A 14,455-nucleotide genomic window follows, 5' to 3' on the forward strand; every position below is an offset into this window, starting at 1 on the left:
CGCCCTGGACCTCGCCGTCGCCGGGCGCCCCCGGCCTGGTTCCGCCCGCCGTCCGATCCCGTGAGCGGTTCCGCTGCGTGACAGTCTGGTGAGGACGCGACTACGGTGGGAGACTCCGCGCGCCGACGACCAGGGCGTACGGCGGCCGCTCCCCGGCGGTACGAGGATGTACGGAGGCTGTCCGTGGAACGCTCGTCCATACTGGACCACTTCGCGGAGGAGTTGCGGCTCGCCCGGGCCACCAGTGCCATGTCCCAGACCGCGCTGGCCGAGGCGCTGAGCTATTCGGGTGCCCTGGTCGCCAAGGTGGAGACGTGCGAGCGCCGGCCGAGCCTCGACTTCGCCCGCCGGTGCGACGCGGTGTTCGGGGCGGACGGACGGTTCGAGCGCATCCAGCGGCGGATCAGCCGGGAGACCGTGGTGCCCTGGTTCCGCGACTGGGCCGGCATCGAGCAGGAGGCCACCGCGCTGCGCACGTTCGAGCCGTTGTGCGTGCCCGGCCTGTTGCAGACCGAGGGTTACGCCCGGGCGCTGCTGGCCGGCGGCGGGCTCTTCGCGCCGGACGAGATCGAGCAGCAGGTGGCTACCCGGCTCGACCGTCAAGCGCTGCTCACCCGGGACCGACCACCGCTGCTTACCGCCGTCATCGACGAGTACGTACTACGCCGCAGGATCGGCGGGCCGGAGGTGATGCGCGAGCAATCGCGACACCTGATGAAGATCGGCTCGGCCCTCCCTAGGGTTCGAATCCAGATCGTGCCGCTGACTGCCGGTGCATACCCTGGGATCAACGGTCCCTTCGTGATCGGTACTTCGTCGCAGGGCGAGGATGTCGTCTACCAGGAGGGGCAACTCCACGGGCAGGTGATCGACCGCGCCGAGTACGTGCGGCAGATGGTCGAGGTGTGGGAGTCGATCCGTGGTGAGGCACTATCGCAGCAGCAGTCCCTTGAGTTGATGGCGGAAGTGGCGGAGACATGGATCTGACCGGCCCCCGGTGGCGCAAGAGCAGCCGTAGCAACGGCCAGGGCGGCAACTGCGTGGAAGTCGCCGACAACCTGCCCGGCGTGGTGGCCGTACGCGATTCCAAGGACCCCGATGGTCCGGCGCTGACCTTCGGCCCGGACGCCTGGCGCGCCTTCGTCGCGTACGCCGCCGACCGGCGGTAGTGGCCCTCCCCGTTGGCGTAATGGCGGAGGTGGCGGAGACATGGATTTGACCGGTGCCCGGTGGCGCAAGAGCATCCGTAGCGGCCCCGATGGCGGCAACTGCGTGGAAGTCGCCGACAACCTGCCCGGCGTGGTGGCCGTACGCGATTCCAAGGACCCCGGTGGTCCGGCGCTGACCTTCGGCCCGGACGCCTGGCGCGCCTTCGTCTCCGGCGTCGCCCGGCGGTACCACGCTCACGACGGCGCCGAAACTGGCACGACACGGGCTGACCCGGGTCGTAGGGTGGCCACGGCCTGTCGTACCCCCGGGGTAGGAAGGCCGTGGTGGACGGCGACGACGGGGGTGATGGCGTGAGCGTGGCGCAACGGCCCCGGCCGGCGTTGCCGAGGGTGCCGGCGCTGGCGGTGCTGGCGCACTACCTGACCGGCTACCGCCGCACCTGGCGGGCCGGGGTCTTCTCGTCCTTCCTGCTGCCGACGCTGACCGTGGTCGGCTTCGGCCTCGGCGTCGGGGCCTACGTCGACCAGGGCGTCGACGGGGTGCGCTACCTCGACTGGATCGTGCCCGGGCTGCTCGCCTCGACCGCGCTCCAGGTCACGATCGGCGAGTCGACCTGGCCGGTGTTCAGCAACTTCCAATGGATCAAGACCTACTCCGCGCAGAGCGCCGCGCCGCTGCGGATCGTCGACATCCTCGCCGGGCACCTGGCCTTCGTGCTGTTCCGGGCGCTCACCGCCAGTGCCGCGTTCCTGCTGGTGACGGCGCTGTTCGGGGCGCTGCACTCGGGCTGGGCGGTGGCCGCCCTGCCGGTGGTGGCGCTGCTCTGCCTGGCGGTCGCCGCGCCGACCTTCGCCTACGCGGCGGCGGTGGACAGCGACAGCTGGCTGGCCATGCTGTTCCGCTTCGCGGTGATCCCGATGACGCTCTTCGCCGGGATCTTCTTCCCGGTCGAGACGCTGCCCGGCGTGCTGCGCTGGCTGGCGTACGCGACGCCGCTCTGGCACGCCGTCGACCTGTGCCGGGCGGCCACCCTCGGCGTGGCTCCGCAGTGGTCGGTCGCCGGCCACCTGCTCTACCTCGCGGCCTGGGCGGTGGGCGGCTGGCTGCTGGCCGCCCGGCTCTTCCGTCGCCGGCTCGTGGTCTAGGAGGATCCGGTGGTCACTCTGGTCCTGCCCCGGCTGCTCGACGTCTCCGGCACTTCCCGCCGGTCGGCCTCGGTCGTCGAGCGCAACGTGGCGGCCCTCAAGTCGGTCTACTGGCTGCTGCTGCTCTCCGGGTTCGTCGAACCGGTGCTCTACCTCTTCTCCATCGGTGTCGGGGTGGGCCGGCTGATCGACGGGTTCACCCTGCCCGACGGCCGGGTGGTGCAGTACGCCGCGTTCGTCGCCCCGGCCATGCTCGCCGCGTCGGCGATGACCGGGGCGCTCGCCGAGACCACCTTCAACTTCTTCGGCAAGATGAAGTACCTCAAGCTCTACGACGGCATCATCGCCACCCCGGTCCGGCCCTTCGAGATCGCGCTGGGGGAGCTGGGGTGGGCGATGGTGCGCGGCTCGGCCTACTCGGCGGCCTTCCTGGCGGTGATGGTGGCGATGGACCTGACCACCGTCGGCCGGGCGGTGCTGGCGTTCCCGGCGGCGGTGCTGGTCGGCTTCACCTTCGGCGCGATCGGCATGGCGCTGTCCACCTTCATGCGCAGCTGGCAGGACTTCGACCTGATGGGCTCGGCGCAGTTCGCCCTTTTCCTCTTCTCGGGCACCTTCGTGCCGGCCGAGGACTACCCGGCGCTGCTGCGCTGGGCGGTGGAGGTGACCCCGCTCTACCGCTCGGTGCACCTGGTCCGCGACATCTGCGTCGGTGGATCGGGTGGGCTGTGGCTGCTGGACGTGCTCTACCTGCTGGCGCTGACCGGGATCGGGCTGGCCGTGGCGTCCCGCCGGATGGTGGGCCTGTTGTACAAGTGAGGGGTTAACGGGCACCTTCCCCGGGGCATGTCGAGGGGGACAACCCGTTGACCACGAGGAGGGGCGAATGGCCTCCGACGACACGTCCGCCCGGGCCGGGCGCGACCGCGACGAGCCGGGCGGCGCGTCCGCCGCCCGGGCCCGTACGCACGACCGGGGCGACCGCGACGCGCGGGGCAGCCGGCCGGTCGGCCCCGACGACGGGCCGGACAGCCCGACCGAGCTGCCCGGCTCCGGCTGGGTGGCGGCCCTGAAGCGCACCGTCAAGGAGTTCCAGGACGACAGCCTCACCGACTGGGCCGCCGCCCTGACCTACTACGGGGTGCTCTCCATCTTCCCCGGGCTGCTGGTGCTGATCTCCCTGCTCGGTCTGCTCGGCGACCGCGCCACCCAGGGGGTCAAGGACACCGTCAACCAGGCGGTGCCGGAGGAGAACATCCGGACGATCATCGAGGGCGCCATCGAGCAGGCGGGCGCCTCGGGCGGGTTGGCCAGCATCGCCGCGATCGTCGGTCTGCTGGCGGCCTTCTGGTCCGCCTCCGGCTACATCGCCGCCTTCATGCGCGCCTCGAACAGCATCTACGACGTGCCCGAGGGCCGGCCGATCTGGAAGACGCTGCCGATCCGGCTCGCGGTGACCGCCGTGGTCGGCGTGATGCTGCTGGCCTGCGCGGTGATCGTGGTCTTCACGGGCGGTTTCGCCGAGCAGGTGGGGAGCGCCATCGGCCTGGGCTCCACCGCGGTGACGGTGTGGAACATCGCCAAGTGGCCGGTGCTGCTGCTCCTGGTCAGCCTGATGTTCGCCATCCTCTACTGGGCCTCGCCGAACGCCCGGCACGGCGGGTTCCGCTGGGTGAGCCCGGGCGGGGTGCTGGCCGTGGTGATCTGGCTGGTGATCTCCGGCCTCTTCGCGCTGTACGTCAGCAACTTCGCCTCCTACAACAAGACCTACGGGGCGCTGGCCGGTGTGATCGTCTTCCTGGTCTGGCTCTGGCTGAGCAACATCGCCATCCTGCTCGGCGCCGAGTTCGACGCGGAGCTGGAGCGCGGCCGGGCCATCTCGGCGGGCCACTCGCCGGACGAGGAGCCCTACGTCGAGCTGCGCGACGACCGCAAGCTCAGGAAGAAGCGCAACGCCGGGAAGCGCTAGTTCCCGCAACGACCTCGAGGTCGGCCCCGTCACGCTCCAGCGCGGCGGGGCCGACCCCTTTTCTTGATCCACTCATAGCTTTTGTCCTAACGGACAAAAGTTGGCGGCAGATTGACTGAAGCTATGGACAGGGGCCACGGAAGGCTCCTACTGTGTCGGACACAACACATCGACGTTGCATCGATGTGAACCCCGACGCGGAGGTGGATCCCGTGCGGACGGCAGAACCCCTGCACCTACGGCTGTTACGGCTGCTCCGCGACGCGGGGCCGGCCTCCCGGGCCGAGCTGGGTGACCGCCTCCAGATGCCCCGGCCCCGGCTGCTGGCCGAACTGGAGCGACTGGTCGGCCTCGGCCTGGTGGCCGAGGCGGGACTGGCCGCCTCCCGGGGCGGGCGCCGCTCGACCCTGGTCGAACTGGACCCGCGGCTCCGTTTCGCCGCGGTCGACCTCGGTGCGAGCTCGATCGACGTCGAGGTGGTCAACGGCCGGCTGGAGCCGGTCGCCGCGTACGCCGAGCCGGCCGACATCCGCTCCGGCCCGAAGGTGATCCTGCACCGGGTCAACGAGCTGCTGCACAAGGCCCGGGTCGACGGGGCGTACGAGAAGCTGGACGGCGTCGGCGTCGGGGTCCCCGGGCCGGTGAGCTTCCGCGACGGGGTGCCCGTCTCGCCGCCCATCATGCCCGGCTGGGACCGGTTCCCGGTGCGTGAGCTGCTCACCCGGGAGCACGGCTGCCCGGCGGTGGTCGACAACGACGTCAACATCATGGCCATCGGGGAACGGCACGGCGGGGTCGCCCACTCGATCGACGACTTCCTGTTCGTCAAGATCGGCACCGGAATAGGGTGCGGGATCTACCTCAGCGGCGAGGTCTACCGGGGCACCGACGGCTGTGCCGGGGACATCGGCCACATCCAGGTCGACGCGCACGGCGCGGTCTGCTCCTGCGGCAACGTCGGCTGTCTGGAGGCGGTCTTCAGCGGCGCCGCGCTGGCCCGCGAGGCCATCGCCGCCGCCCGGGCCGGCACCTCCCCGGCGCTCGCCGAGCGGCTCGCCGCGCGGGGCGTGGTCACCGCCCGCGACGTCGCCGAGGGCGCGGTGGAGGGGGACGTCGCCTGCATCCAGCTGATCCGCGACGGCGGCCGGCGGGTCGGCCAGGTGCTCGCCGGCCTGGTCAGCTTCACCAACCCGTCGATGATCGTGATCGGCGGCGGGCTGGCCCAGCTCGGCCACATCCTGCTCGCCGAGATCCGCAGCGTGGTCTACCGCCGGTCGCTGCCGCTGGCCACCGGCAACCTGCCGGTCGTCCTGTCCGAGCTGGGCCCCCGCGCCGGCGTCGCCGGCGCCGCGGTACTGGCCAGCGACGTCGCCTTCGGGGAGGCGTCATGAACGCGAGGAGTGAGCCGGTGGTGCGAGCCCCGCAGCCCCCGATCGAGGTGGCGCCATGAGTGCGACGAGTGAGCAGGGGCCGCTGGTGACGCCGCCCGCCGACACCGTTGCGGGCGAGGTGGTCCTGCGCCTCACCGACGTGGTGAAGACCTTCCCCGGCGTACGGGCGCTGGACGGGGTGCAGCTGGAGGTGCGGGCCGGCGAGGTGCACTGCCTGCTCGGGCAGAACGGCGCCGGCAAGTCCACCCTGATCAAGGTGCTCGCCGGGGTGCACCGGCCGGACTCCGGGCACGTCGAGTGGTGCGGCCAGCCCGCCGCCTTCGCCGACCCGCAGGCCGCCATGCGCGCCGGGATCGCCACCATCTACCAGGAACTCGACCTGGTCGAGGACCTCTCGGTGGCGGAGAACGCGTTCCTCGGGCACGAGCCGCGCCGGTTCGGCTTCGTCCGGCGCGGGCTGATGGCCCGCCGTACCCGGGAGATCCTGGGCCGGCTCGGCCACGGCGAGATCCCGCCCGGGCGGATGGTCCGCGCCCTGCCGGCCGCCGGCAAGCAGGTGGTCAGCATGGCCCGGGCGCTCTCCCACGAGGCGCGACTGATCATCATGGACGAGCCGAGCGCGGTGCTGGCCCACGACGAGGTCGGCAACCTGTTCCGGATCATCCGGGAGCTCACCGCGCAGGGCATCGCGGTCATCTACATCTCGCACCGGATGGAGGAGATCCGCGAGATCGGCGACCGGGTGACCGTACTCAAGGACGGCCGGACCACCGCGGCGAACCTGCCGGCGCGCGAGACGCCGACCCGCGACCTGGTCTCGAAGATGACCGGCCGCACCATCGAGTACGTCTTCCCGGACCGCCCGGCCGGCACCGACACCGGCCCGGAGCTGCTGCGCGTCGACGGGCTCGGCCGCGCCGGTGAGTTCGCCGACGTGTCGCTGCGGGTGCGGGCCGGCGAGATCGTCGGCATCGCCGGTCTGGTCGGCTCCGGCCGCTCCGAGCTGCTGGAGACCATCTTCGGCGCCCGCCGCGCGGACACCGGCACCGTCCGGGTGGACGGGCGGGTGCTGCGCCCGGGCAGCGTCGGCGCGGCCGTCCGGGCCGGCATGGGGATGGCGCCCGAGGAGCGCAAGAGCCAGGCGCTGCTGCTGGGCGAGCCGATCCACCGCAACGTCACCCTCTCCACCTTCACCCGGTACGCCCGCCTCGGCTTCACCGACGCGGGACGGGAGCGGGCCGAGGCGGAGCGGATCGCCGACAGCCTCCAACTGCGTCCCCGGGACGTGCGCCGCCCGGTCCGCACGCTCTCCGGCGGCAACCAGCAGAAGGTGGTGGTCGGGCGCTGGCTGCTCGGCGACACCCGGCTGCTGCTGCTCGACGAGCCCACCCGCGGGGTGGACGTCGGTGCCCGGGCCGAGCTCTACCGGGTGATCCGCGACCTGGCCGCGCAGGGGGTCGGGGTGCTGCTGGTCTCCAGCGAGGTGCCCGAGGTGCTCGGCCTGGCCGACCGGGTGCTGGTCATGCGCGAGGGCCGGATGGTGCGCGAGGCGCCCGCCGGCGAACTGGACGAGAACACCGTGCTCGACCTCGTCATGGCGGGGTCCCTGATGGAAGGCGCGCCGGCATGAACGAGCGCATACAGCGGAGCGAGGTGGCGGCATGAGCGAGACCGCGACGCCCGAGAGCCGGGCGGACCTGCCGGCGCAGTCCCCGCCGGTCGACCCGGCCGAGACGGCGGCGGCGACCCACCAGGCCGCCGCACCGGGCCGGCTGTCCTGGTGGCACGGCGACGGCGGCGAGGGCGCGAAGCGCAACCTCGGCCTGATCGCGGTGCTGGTGGTGCTGGTGGCCATCGGTGCCGCCACCCGCTCGGACCTCTACTCGAACCCGGACTGGGTGTGGGACAACACCCTGACCATCCTCAAGCTGGCCTCGGTGGTCGGCGTGGTGACCGTCGGGATGACCTTCGTGATCATCGGCGGGGGCATCGACCTCTCGGTCGGCGCGATCGTCGCGCTCGCCGGGGTCTGGTGCACCACGGTCGCCACCCAGAGCTACGGCGCCGGCGGCATGATCTTCAGCGCGCTCACCGTGGGCCTGGCGGTCGGGCTGGTCAACGGCCTGCTCATCTCGTACGGGCGGCTGGTTCCCTTCATCGCCACGCTGGCGATGCTGGTCGCGGCGCGTGGTCTGGCCGCGGAGATCTCCGAGAAGCAGACCCAGGTCTCGAACAACACCTTCATCAACGACATCGCCAGCAACCGGCTGCTCGGCATCCCGCTGCTGGTCTACATCCTGGCCGCCGTGGTCGCCGCCGGTTGGGTGCTGCTCAACCGCACCACCTTCGGCCGGCGCACGGTCGCCGTCGGCGGCAACCCGGAGGCGGCCCGGCTGGCCGGCATCAACGTCCGCCGGCACACCCTGCTGCTCTACGCGCTCTCCGGCCTCTGCTGCGGCATCGCCGCGGTGATGCTCACCGCGCAGGCCAACTCCGCCCAGGCCGCCATGGCCAACCTGTACGAGCTGGACGCGATCGCCGCCGCGATCATCGGTGGCACGCTGCTCAGCGGCGGGCGGGGGACGATCATCGGCTCTCTGCTCGGCGTGATCATCTTCTCGACGATCACCAATCTCTTCGCCATCAACGGCCTCACCACCGAGGCCCAGAACATGGTCAAGGGCGGCATCATCGTGGTGGCCGTCCTGGTCCAGCAGGTGCAGTTCCGCAGTCTCACCCAGTTCCTCGGCCGCAACCGGGCCACCACCTCCTGAGGAGTCCGCGGCGCGGCGACGCGCCGCCCTCCTCCCGACCCACCGCACCCCGGCGGCCACCTTTCAACGGTGGCCGGGATCCGCACACCCAATTTCGCCACACCACTGTCACTCTTGGAGGTCGTCATGACCCAGCACAGTCGTGACCTGTCCCGCCGCCGGTTGCTGCTCGGCGGGGCCGCCGTCGGCGCCGGCGTGTTCCTGGCCGGTTGCACCAGCAACGAGTCCGAGCCCACCGCCGCGCAGACCAAGGCGGCGGCGGCCGGCGGCAACGCCGAACCGGGCAAGAAGGTGGTCGTCGGCTTCTCCGCCCCGGCCGCCGACCACGGATGGATCGCCGCCATCACCAACAACGCCAAGGCGCAGGCCCAGGCGTACTCCGACGTGGAGTTCAAGTCGGTCGAGGCCGGCGCGGACGCGGCGGCGCAGCGGGCCGCGCTGTCCACGCTGATCTCGCAGAAGCCCGACGTCATCGTGCTGCTGCCGCACGACGGCAAGGAGCTCAACGCCTTCGGCCTGGAGGCGATGAAGGCCGGCATCCCGGTGGTCAACCTGGACCGGGCCTTCCCCGACGCGCGCGCCTACCGGCTGCAGATCAAGGGCGACAACTACGGCATGGGGGTGGCCGCCGCGACGTACATCGTGGCGCAGCTCAAGGCCAAGGGCGTCAGCAACCCGGTGATCGGCGAGATCGCCGGCATGGACGAGCTGGAGCTGACCCAGGAGCGGTCGAAGGGCTTCGCCGACACCCTCGCGGCGAACGGCCTCAAGGTCGCCAACCGGCGGGCGGCGCGGTTCACCGCCGACTCCGGGCAGCAGGAGGCGAGCGGCCTGTTCCAGGCGCTGCCGAAGATCGACGCGCTCTGGAACCACGACGACGATCAGGGCATCGGTGTCCTCGCGGCGGTCAACCAGGCCAACCGCAAGGAGTTCTTCATGGTCGGCGGCGCCGGCTCGAAGAAGGCGATGGAGGACATCCAGTCCGACAACACGGTCCTCAAGGCCACCGTCACCTACAGCCCGTCGATGGCCTCCTCGGCCATCTCCCTGGCTCGCCTGATCGGCCAGGGCAAGGGCATGTCCGACCTGGTGGAACTCCAGGTGCCCAAGGAGATCGTGCTCGCCTCCGAGACGATCACCAAGGAGAACGCGGGCAACTACCTCAAGCTCGGGTTCTGACACACGGGGGGAGACCCACCTTGTCCACACAGCACAGTGAACTGCGGGTCGGCATGGTCGGCTACGAGTTCATGGGCGCGGCGCACTCGCAGGCGTGGCGCACCGTGAACCGGGTGTTCGAGCTGCCGGCACGGGTCCGGATGGCGCGGATCTGCGGCCGGAATGCCGGAAAGGTCGCCGACGCGGCCGACCGGCTCGGCTGGGACGCGTACACCACCGACTGGCGGGACCTGGTCGCCTCGGACGACATCGACGTGGTCGACATCTGCACGCCGGGAGACAGCCACGCCGAGATCGCGCTCGCCGCGCTCGCCGCCGGCAAGCACGTCATCTGCGAGAAGCCGCTGGCCAACACGGTGGCCGAGGCCCGGGAGATGACCGCAGCCGCGGCCACCGCCCGGGCCGCGGGGGCACGCTCGATGTGCGGGTTCAACTACCGCCGGGTGCCCGCGGTCGCCCTGATGCGGCAGTTCGTCGCCGAGGGTCGGCTCGGGGTGCTGCGGCACGTCCGGGCGGCGTACCTCCAGGACTGGATCGTCGACCCGCAGTTTCCGCTGGTGTGGCGGTTGCAGAGGGACAGGGCGGGCTCCGGCGCGCTCGGTGACATCGGCGCGCACATCATCGACCTGACCCAGTACGTCACGGGTCAGCGGATCACCGGGGTCAGCGCGGTGACCGAGACGTTCGTCAAGGAACGGCCGCTGCCGGCCGGGTCGAGCGGCCTGGCGGCCACGGTGGACGGCGCCGGGCCGGTCGACGGGCACGGCTCGGTCGACGGGCACGGCTCGGTCGACGGGCACGGCTCGGTCGACGGGCACGGCCCGGCCACCGGCGCGGTCACCGTCGACGACGCGGCGGTCTTCGTCGCCCGCCTGGACGACGGGGCGCTGGCCACGTACGAGGCGAGCCGGTTCGCCACCGGTCGCAAGAACGCCCTCCGGGTGGAGATCAACGGATCCCTCGGGACCGTCGCCTTCGACCTGGAACGCCTCAATGAGCTGGAGTTCTACGACGCCACCCGGCCCACGGCCGAGCAGGGCTTCAGCCGCATCCTGGTGACCGAGGCCGAGCACCCGTACCTGTCGGCCTGGTGGCCGCCGGGGCACATCATCGGCTACGAGCACTCCTTCACCCACCAGATGCGTGACTTCGTGGAGGCGGTCGCGACCGGTGCCGACCCGACGCCCTCCTTCGCCGACGCGTTGCAGGTCCAGCTGGTGCTGGACGCGGTGACCCGGTCGGCGGAGCTGGGCTCCCGATGGACGGAGGTGGAGCCCGCCCTGGCGGCGCTCGCCGTCTGATCCGACCACCTCCGGCGCCGACCGGCGAGGACCCGGCCGCGGTTGCGCCCCGCGGCCGGGACGGTGTCGGCACCGGGGGGCGTGCGGCCCGGCCACCACGGCCGGCGGCGCACGCGTACGACGGTCGTCCGGTGCGGCCGGACCGGGATTCCCCGGCCGCACCGGAGGACCGTCACCACCGTCCCGGCGACCCGCGGGGTCCCGGCCGTCACCGGCCGGGGCCGGGCCGCCGCCGAAGACGTCCGGTCGCGGGGCGCGCCGTCGCTCCTCGGCCGGACACGGGGGAGGCAGGGCCGAGACGCCGACCGACCCTGCCTGCCAGCCCCGTCCGCACGACGTGCGGGGTACCGGGTCCGGCGTCGCGCCGCCGACGTCGTCGCCGCAGCCCGGTGCCACCCCGGACGACCGGGCGGACGGGGCCCCCGGTGGACCGGTATCTTTCCGGCGAACCATCTGATATTGATGTACATAGATGCGAGGGGCGGTTCCTCCCGACGGAAGGAGCACCATGCGTACGGGTGTCTGGCTGGTGGGGGCGCGCGGTTCGGTCGCGACCACCAGCATCGTCGGCGGTCTCGCCCTGCGGGCCGGGCTCACCGCGCCGACCGGTTGCGTCACCGAGCTGCCCGCGCTGCGCGGGCCGGCCCTGCCCGCCTTCACCGACCTGGTCTTCGGTGGCCACGACCTGGCCACCACCCCCCTGACGAAACGGGCCGAGACGCTGGCCGACGCCGGTGTGCTGCCCGGCCGGCTGGCCGCCACCCTCGCCGCCGACCTGGCCGCCGTCGAGGAGGAGCTGCGCCCCGCGCCGACCGGGGGCACCCAGGCCGAACGCGCCGCCACCGTGGTCGCCGACCTCGCCGCGTTCCGGCAGCGGCACCGGCTGGCGCGGGTGGTGGTGGTCAACGTCTCCGCCACCGAGGCGGCCGCCCGGCCGCACCCCGGGCACGCCGACCCGGCCGCCCTGCGCGCCGCGCTCGCCGGTCCCGACGAGGTGCTGCCACCCAGCTCGCTCTACGCGTACGCGGCCGTCGAGGCCGGCTGCCCGTACGTCGACTTCACCCCGTCCACCGGGCTGCGGTTGCCGGCGCTGGCCGAGCTGGCCGTCGCTCGCGACCTGCCGTACGCCGGGCACGACGGCAAGACCGGGGAGACCCTGGTCAAGTCGGTGCTGGCGCCGATGTTCGCGATGCGGCACCTGGCGGTGCGCTCGTGGTCCGGGGTCAACCTGCTCGGCGGCGGCGACGGCGCCACCCTCGCCGACCCGGCCGCCAACGCGGCCAAGGTCGAGAGCAAGCAGCGGGTCCTCGGCGAGACGCTCGGCTACCTGCCGCAGGGGCAGACCCGCATCGAGTACGTCGAGGAGCTGGGCGACTTCAAGACCGCCTGGGACCTGATCACCTTCGCCGGGTTCCTCGGCACCGGCATGCGGATGGAGTTCACCTGGCACGGCTGCGACTCCGCGCTCGCCGCGCCGCTCGTGCTCGACCTGGCCCGGCTGACCGCCGCCGCGCACGCCGCCGGCCGGGTCGGCCCCCTGAGCGAGCTGGCCTTCTTCTTCAAGGACCCGCTCGACTCGCCCACCCACTCGCTGAGTGAGCAGTGGCAGCGGCTGGTCGAGTTCACCGGGCGGCTGCACGCCGGCGGTGCGGCGTGAGCGACCTCGCCGCCCTGGCCGAGCTGGTCCGGGCGCCGGCCGCGCTCTCCGTACCGGGGGACGTGGTCGCCGGCGCCGCCGCGGCCGGCACGCTCGGTCCGCGTACCGTCGGCCTGGCCGGCGCGTCGGTGCTGCTCTACTGGGCCGGGATGGCCGCCAACGACTGGGCCGACCGGCGCCTGGACGCCGTGGAACGTCCCGAGCGGCCGATCCCCAGCGGGCGGGTCGCGCCCGGCGCCGCGGTCGGCCTCGCCGCCGGCCTCACCGCCGCCGGGCTGGGCCTGGCCGCGCTCGCGGGCGGCCGGCGGGCCACCGCCGTCGCGGTGCCGCTCGCCGCGACGATCTGGGGGTACGACCTGGCGGCGAAGAACACCGCCGCCGGCCCGGTCGTGATGGCCGCCTGCCGGGGACTGGACGTGCTGCTCGGCGCGACCGGCGGGCGCCCGGCCCGGGCGCTGCCGGCGGCGCTCACCGTCGCCGCGCACACCTTCACGGTCACCGCGCTCTCCCGCCGCGAGGTGGCCGGCGCGGACACCGCGCTGCCGCTGCGCACCCTCGCCGGCACCGCCCTGGTCGCGGTCGCCGCCGCCGGCCGGTCCACCGGTCGCAGCGCCGATCCCGCCGGGCCGGTCAGCACCGGCCCCGCGCTCCTCGCCCGCCGGGCCGCCGCCGCGCTGCCGGTCGCGCTGGCCGGCTGGTACGCCGCCCGGTACGGCGGGGCGCAGGCCCGGGTGGTGGCCGACCCCTCCGCCGGGCGGGTACGCGCGGCGGTCGGCGCCGGGATCACCGGACTGCCGGCGTTGCAGGGCGCGCTCACCGCCCGGGCCGGGGCCGGGCTGCTCGGCCTGGCGGTGGCGACCGCCGCGCCGCTGGGCCGCCGGCTGGCCCGGAAGGTCTCCCCGACATGACCACCCCGCCGCGCCCGGCTCCGGACCCGGCCGGCCCGGGACGCCGGGACGACCCCGGGCCGCGGTTCGGCTACGGCACCAACGGCTTCGCCAACCACCGGCTGGACGACGCCCTCGCGGTCCTCGCCGAGCTGGGCTACCAGGGCGTCGCGCTCACCCTCGACCACGACCACCTCGACCCGTTCGCGCCCGGGCTGGCCCGCCGGGTCGACCGGGTGGCCCACCGGCTGGCGGCGCTCGGCCTCGCCGTGGTCGTCGAGACCGGGGCCCGCTACCTGCTCGACCCCTGGCACAAGCACGCGCCGACGCTGCTGCACGACGAGCCGGCCCGGCGGATCGACTTCCTCACCCGGGCGGTCCGGATCGGCGCCGACCTCGGCGCGGAGGCGGTCTCCTTCTGGGCCGGCGTACGCCCCGACGCGGTACCGCCGGCGCTGGCCTGGAAACGCCTGGTCGCCGGCTGCGCGACGGTGCTTGACGCCGCCGACCGGGACGGCGTCACCCTCGGCTTCGAGCCGGAGCCCGGGATGCTGATCGAGGACATCGCCGGCTGGCAGCGGCTGCGGCAGGACCTCGGCGACCCGGCGCGCTTCGGCATCACCCTCGACATCGGACACTGCCGCTGCCTGGAGCCGCGGCCGGTGCCCGAGTGCGTCCACGAGGTGGCCGCGCACCTGGTCAACGTGCAGATCGACGACATGCGCCGGGGCGTGCACGAGCACCTGGAGTTCGGCACGGGCGAGATCGACTTCCCGCCGGTGCTGCGCGCCCTCACCGACGCCGGCTACCGGGGGCTGGTGGCGGTGGAGCTGCCCCGGCACTCGCACGCCGCGCCCACCATCGCCGCCCGGTCGCTGGACTTCCTGCGCGCCGCCGCCGAGGCGGGCCGGGCCGCCGGGGCCGCGCCGACCGGCCTGCCGCACCGCGCGACCGAGGTGGCCTAGACACCGACCGACCAGCA

At 73.2% G+C, this 14,455-nt stretch carries 13 protein-coding genes and 1 pseudogene; all 14 read left to right on the forward strand.

From position 1 onward, the window contains the following. Nucleotides 1-183: 183 nt before the first annotated feature. The 14 genes and pseudogenes from ACSNN7_RS07940 (at nt 184) to ACSNN7_RS08005 (ending at nt 14,438) form a co-directional block, all read left to right on the forward strand. Complete coding sequence (locus tag ACSNN7_RS07940; RefSeq protein ID WP_436680013.1) at nt 184-987, forward strand: helix-turn-helix domain-containing protein; 804 nt, start codon at nt 184-186, stop codon at nt 985-987. Further along, nucleotides 978-1,169, forward strand: coding sequence for a DUF397 domain-containing protein (locus ACSNN7_RS07945; protein WP_436680014.1), 192 nt, complete (start codon nt 978-980; stop codon nt 1,167-1,169). The genes ACSNN7_RS07940 and ACSNN7_RS07945 overlap by 10 nt, the downstream gene beginning before the upstream one ends. Nucleotides 1,170-1,209: 40 nt before the next feature. Beyond that, nucleotides 1,210-1,395, forward strand: a pseudogene (locus ACSNN7_RS07950) (DUF397 domain-containing protein); the annotation flags it as partial. A 131-nt stretch (nt 1,396-1,526) separates the two neighbouring features. Then, nucleotides 1,527-2,315, forward strand: a complete 789-nt coding sequence (locus ACSNN7_RS07955; protein ID WP_436680042.1) for an ABC transporter permease — start codon at nt 1,527-1,529, stop codon at nt 2,313-2,315. Between the two features lie 9 nt (nt 2,316-2,324). Next, the gene (locus ACSNN7_RS07960) at nt 2,325-3,134 is read left to right on the forward strand and encodes an ABC transporter permease (RefSeq protein ID WP_436680016.1); all 810 of its coding nucleotides are present in this window, start codon (nt 2,325-2,327) and stop codon (nt 3,132-3,134) included. Nucleotides 3,135-3,201: 67 nt separating this feature from the next. Further along, on the forward strand, nt 3,202-4,284 hold the full coding sequence (locus ACSNN7_RS07965) for a YihY/virulence factor BrkB family protein (RefSeq protein ID WP_436680018.1): 1,083 nt from the start codon (nt 3,202-3,204) through the stop codon (nt 4,282-4,284). 212 nt (nt 4,285-4,496) lie between these two features. After that, on the forward strand, nt 4,497-5,675 hold the full coding sequence (locus ACSNN7_RS07970) for an ROK family protein (protein WP_436680020.1): 1,179 nt from the start codon (nt 4,497-4,499) through the stop codon (nt 5,673-5,675). A gap of 55 nt (nt 5,676-5,730) precedes the next feature. Next, nucleotides 5,731-7,305 carry a sugar ABC transporter ATP-binding protein gene (locus tag ACSNN7_RS07975; RefSeq protein ID WP_436680021.1) on the forward strand — a complete coding sequence of 525 codons (1,575 nt, stop codon included), beginning with the start codon at nt 5,731-5,733 and terminating at the stop codon, nt 7,303-7,305. Nucleotides 7,306-7,336: 31 nt separating this feature from the next. Next, entirely contained in the window at nt 7,337-8,449 is a 1,113-nt protein-coding gene (locus tag ACSNN7_RS07980) for an ABC transporter permease (RefSeq protein WP_436680023.1), read from the forward strand. Nucleotides 8,450-8,575: 126 nt separating this feature from the next. Next, nucleotides 8,576-9,628 (forward strand): substrate-binding domain-containing protein, encoded by a 1,053-nt coding sequence (locus tag ACSNN7_RS07985; protein ID WP_436680024.1) that lies wholly within the window; start codon nt 8,576-8,578, stop codon nt 9,626-9,628. Between the two features lie 53 nt (nt 9,629-9,681). After that, nucleotides 9,682-10,929, forward strand: coding sequence for a Gfo/Idh/MocA family protein (locus ACSNN7_RS07990; protein ID WP_436680043.1), 1,248 nt, complete (start codon nt 9,682-9,684; stop codon nt 10,927-10,929). Between the two features lie 508 nt (nt 10,930-11,437). Continuing rightward, complete coding sequence (locus ACSNN7_RS07995) at nt 11,438-12,586, forward strand: inositol-3-phosphate synthase (protein ID WP_436680025.1); 1,149 nt, start codon at nt 11,438-11,440, stop codon at nt 12,584-12,586. Continuing rightward, a complete protein-coding gene (locus ACSNN7_RS08000) occupies nt 12,583-13,494 on the forward strand; it encodes an SCO3242 family prenyltransferase (RefSeq protein WP_436680026.1) in 912 nt (303 codons plus the stop codon). Before ACSNN7_RS07995 ends, ACSNN7_RS08000 begins: the two co-directional genes overlap by 4 nt. Beyond that, a complete protein-coding gene (locus tag ACSNN7_RS08005) occupies nt 13,491-14,438 on the forward strand; it encodes a sugar phosphate isomerase/epimerase family protein (protein ID WP_436680027.1) in 948 nt (315 codons plus the stop codon). Before ACSNN7_RS08000 ends, ACSNN7_RS08005 begins: the two co-directional genes overlap by 4 nt. Nucleotides 14,439-14,455 lie beyond the last annotated feature (17 nt).

The sequence above is a fragment of the Micromonospora sp. URMC 105 genome, from assembly GCF_051386295.1.
Lineage (GTDB): Bacteria > Actinomycetota > Actinomycetes > Mycobacteriales > Micromonosporaceae > Micromonospora.